Origin of the sequence: Allobosea sp. NPDC003192 (assembly GCF_050275675.1) — a bacterium.
GTDB lineage: Bacteria > Pseudomonadota > Alphaproteobacteria > Rhizobiales > Beijerinckiaceae > Allobosea.
The window spans coordinates 42,507-59,142 of the sequence record NZ_JBNNPK010000029.1 but is presented as its reverse complement, the minus strand read 5'-3'; the positions used below and the strand labels follow the sequence as shown (position 1 = coordinate 59,142).

The following is a 16,636-nucleotide window of genomic DNA, read 5'->3' as shown; positions in this document are numbered from 1 at the left end:
AGAGCGGCCCCGCCAGCGGCGGCGCCGTCTCGATGGCCGCTTTATAGGGGGACCCCGCTTCACCTGTCAACACACCAGATGAAAGTTTTTCGACAGCCGTTCGTTTTTTTATCCGGCTCCCGATTTTCAGGCGTTTTACCGCCTTTCGCGCGCGCCGCGCCGGCAGGCAAGCCAAACAGCCAGGTCCCCGCCCGCAAACAGCCGCAATTCTTTCCCACAGCGACGGCGAGCGCACGAGAGCCTTTGCCGGGACCAGCCCGAGATTGATTCCCGCGCGTGACGCAGGCATGCTTCCCCTTATATAGGGGCCATGCTCGTTAACGGCATCGAGCCCGGCGCCCGTCGGGCGTTTCAATGGATTCGCCAGACGCCCGATGAACGCCCCTCCGGATCTCAGAGCGCCGCATGAGCCGCTGACGCCGGAAGCGACGGCGCTGCTCGTCGATCTCGGGATCGAGCCGCCGATCACGCCGGCCGGGTCCACCCCCGCCGGCATGGACCGTCGCGGCGTCTCGCTGCGCTGGCTCTTCGCCTGCCTGCTCGTCGGCTCCTGCGGCGCGGCGCTTCTGGGCGGCGCGATCCTGGTCGCGGTACGCGGCGACACCAGCTTCGCCGAACGCCCCGAGCCCGTCACCCCGCATCAGACCACCTCCGCCGGCGGCGGCGCCCGCAAGGGCGACAAGCTCGTCGCCGAGCAGCCGATCGCCTCGGCGCGACACAGCGTGCGCGCTCCGATGTCCCAGCGCATCGGCGACCGCGAGGTCATCCGGGTGCGCCCCTTCGTGCGCCTGTCGACCAACCTGTCGCTGACCAGTGGCGTCTATGCCGCCAACATCCCGCCCTTCAATCCGCTGCGCCTCTTCGCCGAGGGCGCGCCCGGCAGCGAGCGCTACGCCGAGCCGGTCACCGAAATGCCGGATGCGGATGTCTCGATCACCAAGCGCGACCTCGCCGACCTGCCGATCACGCCGGGCAAGGCCAACCTCACCGACGCCGACGTGGTCAACCAAATGGAGGAGGAGCGCGCCAATCTCGCCGCTGCCGACCGTCGCGCCGCGCTGCCGATCCCGCCCCAGCTGATGCTGAGTCGTACCCTGGCTCAGGGTAACCAGGCCACCGGCGCTGGCAATCTCCTGTCCTATGCCCCCGCCACTGACACCTCCTTCTCGAATATCGAGGTTCGCGTCGTCCCCGAGAACGTGACGAATGCACCGAAAACGCCGATGGCCGCCACACGCGAGCCGCAGGTCGAGGAGAAGCTGCTGATCACCCGCCGCGGCGAGAATTTCGAGACGGTGGTCCGCAATGCCGGCGCCAACCGCGACCAGATCGTCTCGATGATGAAGGCTTTCGACGGCCGGGTGAAGGTCGCCGCCCTGCCGGAAGGCCAGGTGCTGCAGGCGCTGTTCGCGCCGGGCCCTCGTCCAGGCGATCCCCGCCAGATCGTCCGCGTCGCCCTGCTCGAGAACGGCCGGCCTTCCGCCGCCATCGCGGTCAACGACAAGGGCCTGTTCGTTCCGGTCTCCCTGCCGCGAAGCGAGACGATCGGGCCGCAGCAGAAGTCGCAGGTCAGCAACCAGGATGACGACGAGGAAGAGGAAGAGGAGGGCGGCACCGGCGCACGGCTCTACGAGAGCCTTTACGAGACCGGCCTGCGCCATGACCTCCCGCGCCCGCTGATCGACGAGCTCGTCCGGATCTTCTCCTATGACCTCGATTTCCAGCAGCGCGTGCGTGGCGGCGACAATCTCGAGGTCATCTTCACCGACGACGACGAAGGCGAGCGCGCCGAAATCCTGTCGGCGACCCTCACCGTCAACGGCGAGACGCGCCAAGTCTTCCGCTATCAGGCGCCGGAAGACGGCTTGATCGACTATTTCGACAGCGACGGACGCTCGCTGAAGAAGTTCCTGCTGCGCAAGCCGATCACCGACGCCGAGATGCGCTCGGGCTTCGGCATGCGCTATCACCCGATCATGCGCTATTCGAAGATGCACACCGGCATCGACTGGGCCAACAAGATCGGCACGCCGATCCTCGCGGCCGGCAACGGCACCGTGATCAAGGCCGAATGGGATTCCGGCTATGGCCGGCGCATCGAGATCCAGCACGCCAACGGCTACGTCACCACCTATTCGCACCAATCGGCCTTCGCCAAGGGCATCGCGCCGGGCGTCAAGGTTCGCCAGGGCCAGGTGATCGGCTTCCTCGGCAATACCGGCCTCTCGACCGGGCCGCATCTGCACTACGAGGTCATGGTCAACGGCAACTTCGTCAATCCGATGAAGATCAAGGTTCCGCGTGGCCGCGAGCTCGACGGCAAGGCGCTCGCCGAGTTCAAGCGCCAGCGTGACGAGGTCCTGGGCCTGATCGAGAAGGCCGGAGGACAGACCGCTCAATTGCGCTGAACCCTATCCCTGCTCGCGGGCCAGATGCTTTCCTCCCTGCTCATCGTCCTGCCCGTCTTCGGCCTGATCGCGATCGGCTATACCGCGCGCTGGACCAAACTGCTGCGCGAGACCACCGGCGAAGGCCTTTCCGATTTCGTCTTCGTGCTCGCCGTCCCCTGCCTGCTGTTCAAGACGCTGGCGACGGCCGCGATCCCGCCGGACCAGCCCTGGGGCTACTGGATCTCCTATTTCACCGGCCTCGCCGTGGTCTGGCTGATCGCGCAGCTGGTGGCGCAGCGCCTGTTCGCCCGCAAAGGCCCCGAGCTCGTCGTCTCCGGCTTCGCCGCGGCGCAGTCGAACACCGTCTTCGTCGGCGTGCCGATGATCCTGAAGGCCTATGGCGAGGCCGGCGCGGTCCCGCTTGGCCTGTTGCTGGCAGTGCATCTGCCGGTGACCATGACGGCCGCGACCTTGCTCGCCGAGGGCCGCGGCACCTCGCCGCTCCTCTTGCTCAAGCGGCTGTTCACCCACCCCATTGTCGTCGGCATTCTGCTCGGCAGCGCCGCGCGCCCCTTTGCCAGCCAGCTTCCGGCACCGCTCTGGTCGATCGTCGACCTGATCGCCGGCGCCGCCGTGCCCTGCGCCTTGATCAGCCTCGGCATCGCACTGCGGCGCTATGGCCTGGCCTCGGGCATCGGCCTGCCGGCAGTGTTGAGTTTTCTCAAGCTGGTACTGCACCCGCTGATCGTCTTCCTGCTGGCGACGAAGGTCTTTTCCATGCCCGTGGCCTGGGCCGGCGTCGCCGTGCTCTTCGCCGCCTGCCCCTGCGGCATCAACGCCTATCTCTTCGCCGAGCGCTACAAGCAGGGCATCGCCGACGCCTCCAGCGCGATCGCGCTCTCGACCGGGCTCTCGCTCTTCACCACGATCGGCTGGCTGACCTTTTTGGGCGTCGGCTGAGCCGCCCTTCGGCCCGCGAGCGATTCACGTGAAACCGAGCTGTCGTCGGATTGCTTCTGGCGTCGCGCCTTGCGCCCGCAGATCGGCGAGACTCAGCGACAGCCTGCTCTTCGCCAGCTTCTGACCGGTCTCGTCGCCGAGCAGCCGGTGGAAATGATAGCGCGGCGTCGGCAGTCCGAGCAGGCGCTGCAGCAGGACATGGATATCGGTCGCGGCTTCGAGGTCCTTGCCACGCACGACATGACTGACGCCTTGCAGCGCATCGTCGACCACCACCGAGAGATGATAGCTGGTCGGCACGTCCTTGCGCGCCAGCACGACATCGCCCCAGCGCGCCGGGTCGACGATGACGTCCCGCTCCTTGCCGCTCTCGTCGAAAAGCCGATAGGACAGCGACTCGCTCGGGACTGCCGCCAGAGCCCGGTCCATGGCGAGGCGCAAGACATGCAGCTCATCTGCCGCGCTCTGGCCCAGGCACGTCCTCGGATAGAGCGGTGCACCATCGGGATCGCGCGGCCACGGCGTTCCGGCCTCGGTCTCTCGCTCGCGCACGGCGTCCTTCACCTCCTGGCGCGAGCAGAAGCAGGGATAGACCAGCCCCATCGCGTCGAGTCGGTCCAGCGCCCGGCGATAATCGTCGAAATGCTGGGATTGCCGCCGCACCTCCGGCGCAAATTCGATGCCGAGCCAGGCGAGGTCCTCGTATATGCCCTGCTCGAATTCCGGGCGACAGCGGGTCCGGTCGATATCCTCGATCCGCAATAGCAATTCGCCGCCAAGGCGCGCCGCGAGCCGCTCGTTGACCAACGCCGAATAGGCATGGCCGAGATGCAGCCGCCCGTTCGGACTGGGAGCGAAACGGAAAACGGGTGGAGACGGCGCCATCCCCTTCTGTCTATGGTTCCCAGCTTTCCCCGCCAAGCCCGGCCTCCTGACAGAACCCGGACCGGCGATCGGCGACAAAGCATTTTCAAGCGAAGTGGGCACCGGTTCGCGTGAAGAAAATGCGATAAATCAAAGGTCTACCGGACCAGCATGACAACGATCTCCTGCACTGCCCACCTCGAAGAAGGCATGGCGGCCCTCGCCGCGCTCGATCCCGCCTGGGACCGGATCATCGCCCGCACCGGCATCCCGCCCTTGCGCCGGCGCGACAGCGGTTTCGTCAGTCTCGCCTCGATCATCGTCTCGCAGCAGCTCTCGGTGGCGAGCGCCCGCGCGGTCTGGGCAAGGGTCGAGAGCGTGCTCAGCCCCCTGACGCCGGACCGTGTCCTTGCCGCCAGCGACGAGGAGATGCGGCTCTCCGGACTGTCGCGGCCGAAGCAGAAGACGCTGCGCGCCGTCGCCGCGGCGATCGCCGAGCACCGGCTCGATCTGGCATCGCTGGAGGCCGCGACGCCGGAGTTCGTGCACGCGCATATGACCGCGGTCTCAGGCATCGGCCCCTGGACCGCGGATGTCTATCTGCTGTTCTGCCTTGGCCATCGCGACGGCTTCGCCGCCGGCGACCTCGCTGTGCAGGAAGCGGCGAGGGTCGCTTTCGATCTGCCGCTGCGGCCGAAGCCGGCCGAGCTGACAGAGTTGGCCGAAGCCTGGCGCCCATGGCGCGGCGTCGCCGCGCGATTGCTCTGGGCCTATTACGCCGTGCTGAAGTCGCGCGAAGGCATCAACGCCTGAGGCGTCAGCCGCGCGCGATCCTCAGCGCCGTCTGCGCCGCATTGCGCAGGAAACCCGTATCGCTCATCACGGTGACCAGCCGCGCGCCGAGCGCAATGCCTTCCGCGGCGCGCTCAGCGCTCGCAGCGTAAAAGGCGACAGGCTTCTTCGCTGCATTCGCCCGCGCCACGATATGGCGCATCGCATCGTCGACCTCCTTGGCGGAGGCATTGACGGAGGCGCCGCCCGAGAGCGCGATCGAGAGATCGGACGGGCCGACGAAGAGCGCGTCGATCCCCTCCAGTGCGAGGATGTCATCGACGATCGCCATCGCCTCACGCGTCTCGATCATCGCGAACGTCAGGGAGAAGGCGTTGGCCTGCCGGAGATAGCTGTTCTGGTCGAGGCCAGAGGCGCCCAGGCCGCCATAGCTGCCCCAGCTGCGCTCTCCGAGCGGCGGGTACTTGGCATAGGCCGCGAGCCGGCGCGCATCCTCGATCGTGTTGATCATCGGCGCGATCACGCCGGAGGCGCCGGAATCGAACAGCTTCGAGACGTTCTGGAACTCGCCGACTGGAATGCGCGCCAGCGCCGGCTTGCCGGCGGCGTTGATCAGCGGGATCGCCCGGATCACCTCGGCCAGCGTGATCGGACCATGCTGCATGTCGAGCGTGACCGCGTCGAAGCCTTCCTGCGCCAGGATCCCGGCGATGCTCGGATCGGGCAGGCCGCACCAGGCGGACAACAGCGTCTCGCCCTTGGCGAGACGATCGGCGAGCGAGGACAGCACGGTCGGCTTGGCGGCGGTCATGAGCGCATTCTTCCGGTTGCCCGCTCTTCATCACTGGCGGGTCCGCCGACCCTGGACCGAACCGGCGGTGAAAGGCAAACCATGCGGCATGCGCCGTGCTCAAGGCCGCAATGCGGAGATGGCCGCCGAAGCAGCCCCGCTTCAACGGCCGGCCTGGATCTCGTCGGCCGCCTTGATCAGCAGCTCGGTCATGGTCCGGCGGATCTCGTCATCGGCGACCGTGACGCCGCCCGCGGCGAAGTCGGCCTTGACCTTGCGCAGCACGTCGTCGTCGCCGGCCTCCTCGAAATCGGCGAGCACCACCGACTTGGCATAGGCCTCGGCGTCGGCGCCGCTCTTGCCGAGCTTCTCGGCGGCCCACAGGCCGAGCAGCTTGTTGCGCCGGGCCGTCGCCTTGAAGCGCAGCTCCTCGTCATGCGCGAACTTGTTCTCGTAGGCGTCCTTGCGCTGGTCGAAGGTGGTCATCTGGCTCTTATCCTCTTCGGAGCGGCAAAATCATGCTGCGACGCGATATCAGCTTCGCCATATAGCAATGTGATGGCGGTCCGGGCTAGAGGCCAAGCGTCCCACTGCCCCAAGACGTCCCAGAAGAGCATACTGCGCCGCTTTTCCGGCCTTTGTTGCGTTTGCGGCGCGGAGGGGCCATATAGCGCGAGCGTGGCATGCTCTCCCAGGAGCGAGGCCCGCATGAACCAGCCGGATCGGCGCGCCAGAATCGAACTCGAAAGAGCCACGGGATTGCGCGAGAGCGTGCTGAACAGGGCCATGATCCCGCCGCGGGCGACCGCGACCAGAGAGAGGCCGACCCTTTGGATTTCCTCAAGCCACGGTATATCCCGATGAACCGCCGCCGTCGCATTTACGAAGGCAAGGCGAAGGTCCTTTATGAGGGGCCAGAGCCCGGAACGCTGATCCAGCATTTCAAGGACGACGCGACCGCCTTCAATGCCAAGAAGCATGAAGTGATCGACGGCAAGGGCGTGCTCAACAACCGCATCTCCGAGCACATCTTCAGCAATCTCAACGACATCGGCGTGCCCACGCACTTCATCCGCCGGCTCAACATGCGCGAGCAGCTGATTCGCGAGGTCGAGATCATTCCGCTCGAAGTCGTGGTCCGCAATGTTGCGGCCGGCTCGCTCTCGACCAAGCTCGGCATCGAGGAAGGCACCCAGCTGCCGCGCTCGATCATCGAGTTCTACTACAAGAACGACGCGCTGAACGACCCGATGGTCTCTGAAGAGCACATCACCGCCTTCGGCTGGGCGACGCCCCAGGAGATCGACGACATCATGGCGCTGGCCATCCGCGTCAACGATTTCCTCTCCGGCCTGTTCCTCGGCGCCGGCATCCGCCTGGTCGACTTCAAGATGGAATGCGGCCGACTCTGGGAAGGCGACATGATGCGCATCGTCGTCGCCGACGAGATCAGCCCCGATTCCTGCCGTCTCTGGGACATCCGGTCGAAGGACAAGATGGACAAGGACCGCTTCCGCCGCGACCTGGGCGGCCTGATCGAGGCCTATACCGAGGTTGCGCGCCGCCTCGGCATCCTCGGCGAGAACGAAAAGCCGGGCCCGACCGGGCCGCGCCTCGTGCAGTGAGCGTGACGGCTACCGGAACTCCGACGATTGAACGGGGGCGCTTGCGCTCCCGTTTGCGTTTCGGCGCGGTCGCCATGGCGCTCGTCCTGATCGCCGGCTGCGCCGACCATTTCGGGCCGGGCCTGATCCAGCTCGCGGCCGGGCGCGGCTGGGAGCCGCTGCCGATCCAGAACTGGGTCGTCAACGACGGCATCAACCCGAAGGCGATGGTGTTTTGCACGCCGCAGGATTGTGCCCGGCCGGGCGTCGCCGCGCTGCTGAGCTTCGAGGGCCGCGAGGCCACTGACATGGCGCGGACGCTCGCCCTCGACCCGGCGCGGCTGGCGCGGGAATTCTCGAAGCGCCCCAAGGCGAAACAGGGCGAGAAGCCGAAGAGCACCACCACCGTCTCGCGCTTCAAGCAGGACGGCAGCAATGGCATCCTCGTCGAGATCCGCGCCAAGGATGGCGGGCGCCTTGCCTCGACCGCGATCATCTACGCCCGCAAGGACAACACGCTCGCCATGGCGATCGCGGTGACCGACGATTCGCAAGCCGCCCAGGATTTCGCCCGCGCCACCTGGGCCAGCCGCTGACGTCACTGGAAAGCAGGAGAGCCCAATGGGCGACAAGCCACAGCTCGACCCTCAGCTGGTCCAGGATTTCGTCCGCGCCGCGCATGGCAATCTTGAGCGGGTCACGGCGCTCCTCGCCGAGCATCCGACCCTAGTGAACGCCGTCTGGGACTGGGGTGGTGGCGATTGGGAGAGCGGCCTCGGCGCGGCCGCCCATACCGGACGGCGCGAGATCGCTGAATTCCTGCTTGATCGGGGGGCGCGGATGGATGTCTTCGCGGCCGCGATGCTCGGGCATCTCGACCTGGTCCGCACCCACCTCGCCGCCATGCCTGCCGCCCTGACCGCACGGTATTCCGCTGCTCACCCATGCCAAAATGGGCGGCGAGGTGGCGAGGGCCGTGCTCGACTACCTGCAGGGCCTGCTCGACAGCCGCGACACCGCCGCCCCGGCGACCGACGCGACAAAGAGTTGAGCCCCCGCCGATTCGCCGCTAAGGCACCCGCACAGTCCCACCCCCGGAGATCACGATGAAAGCCCGCGTCACCGTCACCCTCAAGACCGGCGTGCTCGACCCGCAGGGCAAGGCGATCGAAGGCGCGCTGAAATCGCTCGGCATCGACGGCGTCGGCTCGGTCCGCCAGGGCAAGGTCTTCGACATCGAACTCGACGGCGCCGACAAGGCCGCGGCCGAGGCCGCGCTCAAGGCTGCCTGCGAGAAGCTGCTCGCCAACACCGTGATCGAGAATTATCGCGTCGAGTTGCAGGCGTGAGCCTGGATACGTCGATGGTCGTCCCCGCGACGCCGGCCGATATCGACGCGATCATGGCCTGCGAGCGCGGGCCCGGCTACGAGGCGACCGTCGGCCGCTGGAGCCGCGAGGAACACCTCGCCGGCATGGCCGACCCGACGCATCGCTATTTCGTCGCGCGCCGACCGGATGGCGCCATCGCGGGCTTCGTGATGCTGCAGGAGGTCGGCAACGCAGCCGATTCAATACTGGTCCGCCGGATCGCTGTCGGCGAGCAGCGGCGCGGCCATGGTCGGCAATTGCTCGGCCATGCGCTGCATGTGATCTTCGACGAGCTCGGCGCCCGCAGTGCTCGCCTGGGAGTCCGCGCCTACAATGCGAACGGCATCGCTCTTTACTCTGCCCTCGGGATGAGGGAGGAGAGCCGGCGCGAGGAGCACGGGCATGGCGACAAAGCCGTCACGGTGGTCACCATGACGATGAGTGCCGAGAGCTACCGCCAGTCGAAAAGGTCGAATCCATGAAGGCCGCCGTCATCACCTTCCCCGGCTCGAACCGCGACGGCGACGTCGCCAAGGCCTTGCGCCAGACTGGTGCGACCGTCGAACATGTCTGGCATGCCGACCATGAGCTGCCGGCCGGAACCGATCTCGTCGTCCTGCCGGGCGGCTTTTCCTATGGCGACTATCTGCGCTGCGGCGCCATCGCCGGCCGCGCCCACATCATGGACGCGACGCGGGCGCATGCGGCGCGCGGCGGCCTCGTGCTCGGCATCTGCAACGGCTTCCAGATCGCCTGCGAATCCGGGCTGCTGCCGGGCGTGCTTGCCCGCAACGCCAATCTGAAATTCGTCTGCAAGCGCCAGCACCTCAGGGTCGAGCGCAACGACACTGCCTTCACCTTCGCCTATGCCAAGGGCCAGGTGATCGACGTTTGCATCGCCCATGGCGAAGGCAACTACATCTGCGATCCCGAGACCCTCGCTCGGCTCGAAGGCGAAGGCCTCGTTGCTTTCCGCTATTGCGATGCCGCAGGCCAGATCACGGCCGCGGCCGATCCGAACGGCTCGCTCAATCACATTGCGGGCATCTATTCGCCGAACCGCAACGTGCTCGGCCTGATGCCGCATCCGGAGAACCTGATCGACGGCCTCGTCGGCGGCACCGACGGACGCGGCATGTTCGAGAGCCTTGTCAACGGCAGGAAGGCGGCCTGAGAAAGCGCGTCATTCTCGGGCGAAGCGAAGCGCAGACCCGAGAATCTCCCTACGAGAGAGGCGCCTTCTTGTCCTGAGATAGTCGGGTCAAGCCCGGCCATGACGCGCTCACGCGGGTCACTTCACCAGCGCCGCCGCCTTTGCCAGCATCCGCGACGCCGCCTGCCCGTCGAGCGGGCCGACATGCTTCTCCAAAATCCGCCCGTCCGGCCCGATCAGGAAGGTCTCGGGCACGCCGTAGACGCCCCAGTCGATCGCGGCGCGTCCGGCACGATCGACCCCGACCGCGGAATAGGGATTGCCGAGCGCGCCGAGGAAGCGGCGGGCATTCTCGGCCTCGTCCTTGTAGTTGAAGCCGACCAGCGCGACCTTGCCCTGCTTCACCGCGGCCGAATCCGCCATGGCGACGAGGAAGGGATGCTCGACCCGGCAGGGCGCGCACCAGCTCGCGAAGACGTTGGCGATCGTCGCCTTGCCTTTCGCCAGATCGGCCATGGCGAAGCTCGGCACCGGCTGGCCGTCGCGCTGCAGGCCTTCGAGCGGGGCGAGCGTGACTGCCGGCGCCGGCTTGCCGATCAGGGCCGAGGGCACCTTGCTGGCATCGCCCGAGAACAATCCCTTGGCGAAGACAGCGGCCAGCGCCGCGAAGACCAGCAGCGGGATGGCGTAGAGCCAGGGCGAGCGCCGCGGCGGCGAAACCGAAGCCTCGCTCATGACGCGTTCCCGCCACGGCGGCCGACGCCGCGCTCTTCCAGCGCCGCGAGCGCCCGCCGCTGGGCACGTCGATCGAGCAGGATCGCCGCCGCGAGGCCGGACAGGATCACGGCTGCCGCCAGATAGGCGGCGAGGATGAAGCCGGCATGGGGTCCGAGCATGTCCGTCATTGCGCCGCCTGCAGCGAGAGCCGGTCGAGCCGCTCGGCCTCGAAGATCGTCAGCGTCCGGACCCGCCGGCGCAGGATCTCGGCCTGCATGGCGGCGGCGTGCAGAGCCAGCGCCAGCAGCGTGAAGCCGACAGCGGTGATCAGCAGCGGCCAGAGCATCGAAGAATGGATGGTCGGGCCGCTGAGGCGCAGCACGGAAGCGGGCTGGTGGAGCGTGCTCCACCAGTCGACCGAGAACTTGATGATCGGGATGTTGACGCAGCCGACCAGCGTCAGGATCGCCACCGCGCGCCCGGCGCGCGACGGCTCGTCGATGGCGCGGCGCAGGGCGATCAGGCCGAGATAGAGCAGGAACAGCACCAGCATCGAGGTCAGGCGCGCATCCCAGACCCAATAGGTGCCCCACATCGGCTTGCCCCAGAACGAGCCGGTGAGCAGGCAGATCAGCGCGAAGCAGGCGCCGATCGGCGCTGCAGCCTGCTGGGCGACATCGGCGAGCGGGTGGCGCCAGACCAGGACGCCGAGCGCCGACAGCGTCATCATCGAATAGAACATCATGGCCAGCCAGGCGGCCGGCACGTGGATGTACATGATCTTGATGGTCTCGCCCTGCTGGTAGTCGGATGGCGCGACGAACCAGACGAGATAGAAGCCGATCGCGAGCAGCAGCGCCGCCGCGCCCGCAAGCCAGGGCAGCAACGCGCTCGACAGGCGCATGAAACGCGCCGGATTGGCCAGTTCGGTAAGGCTCGCCATGAAGGTGGTGGCCGGCTCTGCTCTTCTTTCGACCAGAGAGCATGTAGCAATCGCCGGCCCGGCTCACAATCGACGAGCGGCCCCTGCGACGATGAAGCCTTACTTCTCCTTGTCGCTCTCGGAAGCGGTCGCCCCACCTATGTCGACGACACCGAAGCGGCCGGAAGTCACGCCTTCGCCGGCCGTGAGGAAGCCCTCGGCCGCGAGCCCACGCCTGAGCAGTTCACGGACGGCAGCAGCTCGGCTCGGCATACGCTTCTCGAAGCGCCAGTTCTCGACGGCACGCAGCTCGTCCATGCTGAGCATGATCTGCAGCCTTTCGCCGCGTTCCAGATCCGGCATTGGCGCGCCCCCATCGCGCTGAAAATGAGTAAGTGACTATATGTACACAAATCACTTGTTCGCAAGCGATGACGCCCCCGGCGGTACCTTAGCGTCATGCCATTCCGCCGCCAACAGCGCTCCTTACTAACTAATTGAAATTATTATATTTTTTCTTGCGCTTGATGCAGTTTTCGTCCATCCTGCAGTTCAGGAGGGATTGTCATGCTCATCAAGCTATCCGATCCCATGTGGCGCGACATCGAGACCACCGTGCGCTCCAAGGCGGGTGAATCACGTGTCGTCGACGTCTTCGGCGTTGCCGAAGAAGTCCAGCTCCGCTTTGTCGACGATAACGTCGCGCTCGAGGATATCGCTGCCGCCGTCGCCCGGCTGGCAACCCAATCCGGCTGCGCGCTCGAACTCGACAGCGGCGAGATGCTGTCCGAAGTCTGAAACCTCAATCAGGCTGACGCAGCGCCGCCGCCGCCGCGATGCACCCGACCGCGGCAGCCATCAGTGACAGCGCGCCAAGGATCAGCAAGGGGCTCTGCAACGGCATCGGCCCCCGCGCGGCATCCGAGGCCGAGACACCGAAGATCAGCACCGGCACGCAGAGCGGCGCGACCAGGATCGGCAGGATCAGCCCGCCACGACGCAGGCTCGCGGTCAGCGCCGCCGCCGCCGCTCCGATGAAGCTCAGCGCCGGCGTGCCCAGCATAAGGCTCGCCGTCAGCGGCAGGACGCCTTCTGCCGGCAGGGCGACGAGAAGGCCGAGCAGCGGCGCAGCCAGCGTCAACGGCAGGCCGGTCGTCAGCCAATGCGCCAGCGCCTTGGCGAAGACGGCGAGCTCCAACGGCAGCGGCGCCCCCCTGATCAGGTCGAGCGAGCCGTCCTCCTCATCGGCCTGGAACAGCCGGTCGAGCCCGATCAGCGTCGCCAGCAGCGCGCCCAGCCAGAGGATGGCCGGGCCGATCCGCGACAGCAGGTTGAGGTCGGGGCCGAGCGCGAAGGGGATCAGCACGACGACGGTCAGGAAGAAGACGAGCGCGAGCTCGCCGCCGCCCCCGGCCCGCACCGCCAGCGCAAGATCGCGCCTGAGGATGGCGAGGAAGGCGCGGCTCACGGGCCGATCCTGAGTTCGCGCGCGCCGTCGAGGCCAAGCGGCCCATGCGTCGCGGCCAGGATCGCCCCGCCCGCGGCCAGATGCGCCTGCATCAATTGCGAGAGCATCGCCTGCGAGCCGACATCGAGCGCTGCCATCGGCTCGTCGAGCAGCCAGATCGGCCGCGACGTCACCAGGAGCCGCGCCAGCGCCACGCGCCGCCGTTGCCCGGCGGAGAGGTAGCCGACCGGCAGCGGTCCGGCATGCGGCAGGCCGACCGTGGCGAGCGCCTCGGCCGGGTCGAGCCCCGGCGAGCCCAGCAGCTCCTGCGTGAAACGCAGGTTTTCCGCCGCCGTCAGCGCGGTCTTGAGTCCGTCGCGGTGGCCGACCAGATGGGACGCCTCCGCTGGCGGCGTGTCGTCGAGACCGTCGAGCCTGATTGTGCCGGCCTCCGGACGCAGCCGCCCGCACAGCATGGCGATCAGGCTCGATTTGCCGGCCCCGTTGCGGCCGGTGAGCGCGATCGCCTCGCCATTCGCCAGCCGAAAACCGACTCCGTCGAAGATCGCACGGCCGCCGCGGCGGCAGGCGAGGCCCTCGGCGGTCAGGGCGAATCTCTGGAATCGAATCTGCGTCACGCCGAGCCTATCTTCCGAAACGTCATTAGTCCCTCGTGCGACGCATATCGAGCCTGTAGCGGGCTTCTTGGAATTGATCTATAGAACCCGTGGCTACGCCGCACGCCGATCCGGCGCGGGGCTCGGGCACTCCCGGGGCGGCGTGCGCGTCATGCGCAACAGGCCTTCGACCGAATCTTTCCGCAAGGCGGGATTCGGCTCGTGACCGCAACCCCTTGATCAGGATGTAAGCCAAAATGGCCTCGCTCGATTCATTCAAGTGCCGCAAGACGCTGACCGTCGGCACGAAGAAGTACGTCTATTACTCGCTGAAGGCGGCCGAGAAGAACGGCCTCGCCGGCATTTCCAAGCTCCCCTTCTCGATGAAGGTGCTGCTCGAGAACCTGCTGCGCTTCGAGGATGGCCGCTCCGTCACCAAGACCGACATCGAATCCTTCGTCGGCTGGCTCAGCGACAAGGGCAAGGCCGGCAAGGAGATCGGCTTCCGCCCCGCCCGCGTGCTGATGCAGGACTTCACCGGCGTGCCCGCGGTGGTCGACCTCGCCGCGATGCGTGACGGCGTCGTCGCCCTCGGCGGCGATCCCAAGAAGATCAACCCGCTGGTGCCGGTCGATCTCGTCATCGACCACTCGGTCATCGTCGACGAGTTCGGCTCGCCCAAGGCGTTCAAGCAGAACGTCGACCTCGAATACCAGCGCAATGGCGAGCGCTATCGCTTCCTGAAATGGGGCCAGGGCGCCTTCGACAATTTCCGCGTCGTGCCGCCCGGCACCGGCATCTGCCACCAGGTCAACCTCGAATACCTCGCCCAGACCGTCTGGACGGCCAAGGAGAAGGTGAAGAAGGGCAAGAAGACTGAAGTTGTCGAGGTCGCCTATCCCGACACGGTGGTCGGCACCGACTCGCACACCACCATGGTCAACGGCCTGGCGGTGCTTGGCTGGGGCGTCGGCGGCATCGAGGCCGAGGCCGCCATGCTCGGCCAGCCGCAGTCGATGCTGTTGCCCGAGGTGATCGGCTTCAAGCTCACCGGCAAGCTCAAGGAAGGCATCACTGCGACCGACCTCGTGCTCACGGTCACCCAGATGCTGCGCAAGAAGGGCGTTGTCGGCAAGTTCGTCGAGTTCTTCGGCCCCGGCCTCTACAATCTGACGCTGGCCGACCGCGCAACAATAGCCAATATGGGCCCGGAATACGGCGCGACCTGCGGCTTCTTCCCGGTCGATGCCGAGACGCTGAACTATCTGGAGACCACCAGCCGCAAGGCCGCCCGCGTCGCCCTGGTCGAGAAGTATTCGAAGGCACAGGGCCTGTTCGCGACGCGCTCGACGCCCGATCCGGTCTTCACCGACACGCTCGAGCTCGACCTGACCACGGTGCAGGCCTCGATGGCCGGCCCGAAGCGTCCGGAAGGCCGCGCCGATCTCGGCGCGATCAAGAGCGGCTTCGCGGCCGCGATGGACGCCGATTACAAGAAGGGCGGCGAGCTGTCGCGCCGCGTCAAGGTCGAGGGTGAGAAGTTCGATCTCGGCCATGGCGACGTCGTCATCGCCGCCATCACCTCCTGCACCAACACCTCGAACCCCTCGGTGCTGATGGCTGCCGGCCTGCTCGCCCGCAACGCCGTGGCGAAGGGCCTCAAGGTCAAGCCCTGGGTCAAGACCTCGCTGGCCCCCGGCTCGCAGGTCGTGGCGGAGTATCTCGCCAAGGCCGGCCTGCAGAAGGACTTGGACAAGCTCGGCTTCAACTTGGTCGGCTTCGGCTGCACCACCTGCATCGGCAATTCCGGCCCGCTGCCGGCGCCGATCTCGAAGGCGATCAACGATCAAGGCCTGATCGCCGGCGCCGTGATCTCGGGCAACCGCAACTTCGAGGGCCGCGTCTCGCCAGACGTGCAGGCGAATTACCTCGCCTCGCCGCCGCTGGTCGTCGCCTATGCGCTGGCGGGTTCCGTGCAGATCGACCTGACCACCGAGCCGCTCGGCATGGGCAAGGACGGCAAGCCGGTCTACCTCAAGGACATCTGGCCCTCCAACAAGGAGATCCAGGCCTTCATCGCCAAGAACGTCACCAAGGCGATCTTCAAGGCGAAGTATGCCGACGTCTTCAAGGGCGACGCCAACTGGCAGAAGGTCAAGGCGCCGACCGGCCAGACCTATGCCTGGGACGATCAGTCGACCTATGTCCAGAACCCGCCCTATTTCCGCGGCATGGGCAAGCAGCCGGCTCCGGTCACCGAAATCGTCGGCGCCCGCATCCTTGGCCTGTTCGGCGACAAGATCACGACCGATCACATCTCACCGGCCGGTTCGATCAAGGCCGCCTCGCCCGCGGGCGCCTATCTCACCGAGCATGGCGTCGCCGTCGCCGACTTCAACCAGTACGGCACGCGTCGCGGCAATCATGAGGTGATGATGCGCGGCACCTTCGCCAATATCCGCATCCGCAACCACATGATGGGCCCGAACGGCCGGGAAGGCGGCTACACCATCCATTATCCCAGCAAGGAAGAGCTGCCGATCTACGATGCGGCGATGCGCTACCAGGCCGAGAAGGTGCCGCTGGTGATCTTCGCCGGCGTCGAATACGGCAATGGCTCCTCGCGCGACTGGGCGGCCAAGGGCACCAACCTGCTCGGCGTCAAGGCCGTGATCGCCCAGAGCTTCGAGCGCATCCACCGCTCGAACCTGGTCGGCATGGGCGTGGTGCCGTTCACCCTGCAGGAAGGCACGAGCTGGGCCTCGCTCGGCCTCAAGGGCGACGAGAGCGTCACGATCAAGGGCCTCGCCACCGTCAAGCCGCGCCAGATGCTCGAAGCCGAGATCACCTATGCCGACGGCAAGGTGAAGAAGGTTCCGATCCTCTGCCGCATCGATACGCTGGACGAGCTCGACTACTTCAAGAATGCCGGCATCCTGCACTACGTGCTGCGCGGCATCGCAGCCTAAGGCTTGCGAAGACGATACTGGACGCCCGGCCTCAAAGCCGG

The 16,636-nt window shown here is 66.7% G+C and carries 21 protein-coding genes; 11 read left to right on the top strand and 10 right to left on the bottom strand.

The window, feature by feature from the left end; all coding sequences use genetic code 11:
• Nucleotides 1-355 (bottom strand): hypothetical protein (locus tag ACQKLX_RS27680; RefSeq protein ID WP_427364765.1); only part of this gene is annotated, 355 nt, incomplete at its 3' end.
• A gap of 19 nt (nt 356-374) precedes the next feature.
• On the opposite strand from ACQKLX_RS27680, the gene ACQKLX_RS27675 reads away from it, so the two are divergent.
• Both ACQKLX_RS27675 and ACQKLX_RS27670 read left to right on the top strand, forming a co-directional pair.
• A complete protein-coding gene (locus ACQKLX_RS27675) occupies nt 375-2,408 on the top strand; it encodes a M23 family metallopeptidase (protein ID WP_427364764.1) in 2,034 nt (677 codons plus the stop codon).
• Nucleotides 2,409-2,432: 24 nt separating this feature from the next.
• Nucleotides 2,433-3,350 carry an AEC family transporter gene (locus tag ACQKLX_RS27670; protein ID WP_427364763.1) on the top strand — a complete coding sequence of 306 codons (918 nt, stop codon included), beginning with the start codon at nt 2,433-2,435 and terminating at the stop codon, nt 3,348-3,350.
• A gap of 24 nt (nt 3,351-3,374) precedes the next feature.
• On the opposite strand, the gene gluQRS is transcribed toward ACQKLX_RS27670, so the two are convergent.
• On the bottom strand, nt 3,375-4,235 hold the full coding sequence (gene gluQRS / locus ACQKLX_RS27665; protein ID WP_427364762.1) for a tRNA glutamyl-Q(34) synthetase GluQRS: 861 nt from the start codon (nt 4,233-4,235) through the stop codon (nt 3,375-3,377).
• Nucleotides 4,236-4,385: 150 nt separating this feature from the next.
• Between gluQRS and ACQKLX_RS27660 the strand changes: the two genes are divergently transcribed.
• Nucleotides 4,386-5,027 (top strand): DNA-3-methyladenine glycosylase family protein, encoded by a 642-nt coding sequence (locus ACQKLX_RS27660; RefSeq protein ID WP_427364761.1) that lies wholly within the window; start codon nt 4,386-4,388, stop codon nt 5,025-5,027.
• 4 nt (nt 5,028-5,031) lie between these two features.
• Here ACQKLX_RS27660 and ACQKLX_RS27655 read toward each other — a convergent pair whose 3' ends face one another.
• Nucleotides 5,032-5,817, bottom strand: coding sequence for an HpcH/HpaI aldolase family protein (locus ACQKLX_RS27655; protein WP_427364760.1), 786 nt, complete (start codon nt 5,815-5,817; stop codon nt 5,032-5,034).
• Between the two features lie 141 nt (nt 5,818-5,958).
• A complete protein-coding gene (locus ACQKLX_RS27650) occupies nt 5,959-6,282 on the bottom strand; it encodes a DUF1476 domain-containing protein (RefSeq protein WP_137882933.1) in 324 nt (107 codons plus the stop codon).
• A gap of 344 nt (nt 6,283-6,626) precedes the next feature.
• Between ACQKLX_RS27650 and purC the strand changes: the two genes are divergently transcribed.
• The 6 genes from purC to purQ are packed head-to-tail and all read left to right on the top strand — an operon-like array spanning nt 6,627 to nt 9,944.
• On the top strand, nt 6,627-7,421 hold the full coding sequence (gene purC, locus ACQKLX_RS27645) for a phosphoribosylaminoimidazolesuccinocarboxamide synthase (RefSeq protein ID WP_291675428.1): 795 nt from the start codon (nt 6,627-6,629) through the stop codon (nt 7,419-7,421).
• A gap of 41 nt (nt 7,422-7,462) precedes the next feature.
• Nucleotides 7,463-7,996 carry a hypothetical protein gene (locus ACQKLX_RS27640; protein WP_427364759.1) on the top strand — a complete coding sequence of 178 codons (534 nt, stop codon included), beginning with the start codon at nt 7,463-7,465 and terminating at the stop codon, nt 7,994-7,996.
• 25 nt (nt 7,997-8,021) lie between these two features.
• Nucleotides 8,022-8,510, top strand: a complete 489-nt coding sequence (locus ACQKLX_RS27635; RefSeq protein WP_427364758.1) for a hypothetical protein — start codon at nt 8,022-8,024, stop codon at nt 8,508-8,510.
• A complete protein-coding gene (gene purS / locus ACQKLX_RS27630) occupies nt 8,507-8,749 on the top strand; it encodes a phosphoribosylformylglycinamidine synthase subunit PurS (protein WP_137882937.1) in 243 nt (80 codons plus the stop codon). The genes ACQKLX_RS27635 and purS overlap by 4 nt, the downstream gene beginning before the upstream one ends.
• Complete coding sequence (locus ACQKLX_RS27625) at nt 8,746-9,252, top strand: GNAT family N-acetyltransferase (protein ID WP_427364757.1); 507 nt, start codon at nt 8,746-8,748, stop codon at nt 9,250-9,252. Before purS ends, ACQKLX_RS27625 begins: the two co-directional genes overlap by 4 nt.
• Complete coding sequence (gene purQ, locus ACQKLX_RS27620) at nt 9,249-9,944, top strand: phosphoribosylformylglycinamidine synthase subunit PurQ (protein WP_427364756.1); 696 nt, start codon at nt 9,249-9,251, stop codon at nt 9,942-9,944. Before ACQKLX_RS27625 ends, purQ begins: the two co-directional genes overlap by 4 nt.
• Before the next feature lie 117 nt (nt 9,945-10,061).
• On the opposite strand, the gene ACQKLX_RS27615 is transcribed toward purQ, so the two are convergent.
• The 4 genes from ACQKLX_RS27615 to ACQKLX_RS27600 form a co-directional block, all read right to left on the bottom strand.
• On the bottom strand, nt 10,062-10,658 hold the full coding sequence (locus ACQKLX_RS27615; protein ID WP_427364755.1) for a DsbE family thiol:disulfide interchange protein: 597 nt from the start codon (nt 10,656-10,658) through the stop codon (nt 10,062-10,064).
• Nucleotides 10,655-10,819, bottom strand: a complete 165-nt coding sequence (gene ccmD / locus ACQKLX_RS27610; protein ID WP_427364754.1) for a heme exporter protein CcmD — start codon at nt 10,817-10,819, stop codon at nt 10,655-10,657. The genes ACQKLX_RS27615 and ccmD overlap by 4 nt, the downstream gene beginning before the upstream one ends.
• Nucleotides 10,820-10,824: 5 nt before the next feature.
• The gene (locus tag ACQKLX_RS27605; RefSeq protein ID WP_427364753.1) at nt 10,825-11,583 is read right to left on the bottom strand and encodes a heme ABC transporter permease; all 759 of its coding nucleotides are present in this window, start codon (nt 11,581-11,583) and stop codon (nt 10,825-10,827) included.
• A 99-nt stretch (nt 11,584-11,682) separates the two neighbouring features.
• Entirely contained in the window at nt 11,683-11,925 is a 243-nt protein-coding gene (locus ACQKLX_RS27600; RefSeq protein ID WP_427364752.1) for a hypothetical protein, read from the bottom strand.
• 204 nt (nt 11,926-12,129) lie between these two features.
• On the opposite strand from ACQKLX_RS27600, the gene ACQKLX_RS27595 reads away from it, so the two are divergent.
• The gene (locus ACQKLX_RS27595; protein ID WP_427364751.1) at nt 12,130-12,360 is read left to right on the top strand and encodes a hypothetical protein; all 231 of its coding nucleotides are present in this window, start codon (nt 12,130-12,132) and stop codon (nt 12,358-12,360) included.
• 4 nt (nt 12,361-12,364) lie between these two features.
• Here the strand turns inward: ACQKLX_RS27595 and ccmB are convergent, their stop codons facing one another.
• Together ccmB and ccmA are read right to left on the bottom strand one after the other, a co-directional pair.
• Entirely contained in the window at nt 12,365-13,030 is a 666-nt protein-coding gene (gene ccmB / locus ACQKLX_RS27590; RefSeq protein WP_427364750.1) for a heme exporter protein CcmB, read from the bottom strand.
• Nucleotides 13,027-13,647: a heme ABC exporter ATP-binding protein CcmA gene (gene ccmA, locus ACQKLX_RS27585; RefSeq protein WP_427364749.1), complete on the bottom strand. Its 621-nt coding sequence runs from the start codon at nt 13,645-13,647 to the stop codon at nt 13,027-13,029. Before ccmA ends, ccmB begins: the two co-directional genes overlap by 4 nt.
• A gap of 236 nt (nt 13,648-13,883) precedes the next feature.
• On the opposite strand from ccmA, the gene acnA reads away from it, so the two are divergent.
• Nucleotides 13,884-16,595 carry an aconitate hydratase AcnA gene (gene acnA / locus ACQKLX_RS27580; protein WP_427364748.1) on the top strand — a complete coding sequence of 904 codons (2,712 nt, stop codon included), beginning with the start codon at nt 13,884-13,886 and terminating at the stop codon, nt 16,593-16,595.
• Nucleotides 16,596-16,636: the final 41 nt, after the last annotated feature.

Excerpts from the sequence above, each read along its gene's own strand:
- ACQKLX_RS27675 (WP_427364764.1), top strand. The coding sequence starts at position 375 with ATGAACGCCCCTCCGGATCTCAGAGCGCCGCATGAGCCGCTGACGCCG.
- ACQKLX_RS27670 (WP_427364763.1), top strand. The coding sequence starts at position 2,433 with ATGCTTTCCTCCCTGCTCATCGTCCTGCCCGTCTTCGGCCTGATCGCG.
- gluQRS (WP_427364762.1), bottom strand. The coding sequence starts at position 4,235 with ATGGCGCCGTCTCCACCCGTTTTCCGTTTCGCTCCCAGTCCGAACGGG.
- ACQKLX_RS27660 (WP_427364761.1), top strand. The coding sequence starts at position 4,386 with ATGACAACGATCTCCTGCACTGCCCACCTCGAAGAAGGCATGGCGGCC.
- ACQKLX_RS27655 (WP_427364760.1), bottom strand. The coding sequence starts at position 5,817 with ATGACCGCCGCCAAGCCGACCGTGCTGTCCTCGCTCGCCGATCGTCTC.
- ACQKLX_RS27650 (WP_137882933.1), bottom strand. The coding sequence starts at position 6,282 with ATGACCACCTTCGACCAGCGCAAGGACGCCTACGAGAACAAGTTCGCG.
- ACQKLX_RS27635 (WP_427364758.1), top strand. The coding sequence starts at position 8,022 with ATGGGCGACAAGCCACAGCTCGACCCTCAGCTGGTCCAGGATTTCGTC.
- purS (WP_137882937.1), top strand. The coding sequence starts at position 8,507 with ATGAAAGCCCGCGTCACCGTCACCCTCAAGACCGGCGTGCTCGACCCG.
- purQ (WP_427364756.1), top strand. The coding sequence starts at position 9,249 with ATGAAGGCCGCCGTCATCACCTTCCCCGGCTCGAACCGCGACGGCGAC.
- ACQKLX_RS27615 (WP_427364755.1), bottom strand. The coding sequence starts at position 10,658 with ATGAGCGAGGCTTCGGTTTCGCCGCCGCGGCGCTCGCCCTGGCTCTAC.
- ccmD (WP_427364754.1), bottom strand. The coding sequence starts at position 10,819 with ATGCTCGGACCCCATGCCGGCTTCATCCTCGCCGCCTATCTGGCGGCA.
- ACQKLX_RS27605 (WP_427364753.1), bottom strand. The coding sequence starts at position 11,583 with ATGGCGAGCCTTACCGAACTGGCCAATCCGGCGCGTTTCATGCGCCTG.
- ACQKLX_RS27600 (WP_427364752.1), bottom strand. The coding sequence starts at position 11,925 with ATGCCGGATCTGGAACGCGGCGAAAGGCTGCAGATCATGCTCAGCATG.
- ACQKLX_RS27595 (WP_427364751.1), top strand. The coding sequence starts at position 12,130 with ATGCTCATCAAGCTATCCGATCCCATGTGGCGCGACATCGAGACCACC.
- acnA (WP_427364748.1), top strand. The coding sequence starts at position 13,884 with ATGGCCTCGCTCGATTCATTCAAGTGCCGCAAGACGCTGACCGTCGGC.